This window comes from Acinetobacter sp. LMB-5, from assembly GCF_001541635.1.
Taxonomy (GTDB): Bacteria; Pseudomonadota; Gammaproteobacteria; order Pseudomonadales; family Moraxellaceae; genus Acinetobacter; species Acinetobacter pittii.
The window spans coordinates 1-305 of the sequence record NZ_LRDR01000140.1; the positions used below are offsets into that span (position 1 = coordinate 1).

Consider the following 305-nt stretch of genomic DNA (forward strand, 5'->3'; position numbering starts at 1 on the left):
CAATCGAACCGTGATTGATGGGGTAGATCAGCTTTTTGAACAGCTTCATATCGCGCTTGCGCATGACCCGTGATGCCACAATGCGAGAGAGTGCCTTTTGATATGGCGCAGCCTCACACGTAAACGCATGCGGCATGTACGTCTCACAAAAATAGGCAAAGTCGGCTTTTGCTCTGGCGCGACGTCGACGACGCGCTTTCTCTTGTCGTCGTTCTTCCGCTAGCTTTTGCTTGGCTTCTCTTTGCCCTTTACTTTGCGCCTCTTTATGCGCGATGGCCGCATTGGCTTTTTCGCGCAGATTATCG

General features: G+C 51.8%; 1 protein-coding gene. It reads right to left on the minus strand.

Annotated features, from left to right (window positions below):
• The coding region (locus AW165_RS19905) for a hypothetical protein (protein ID WP_212823975.1) at positions 1-305 on the minus strand (305 nt) is incomplete at both ends.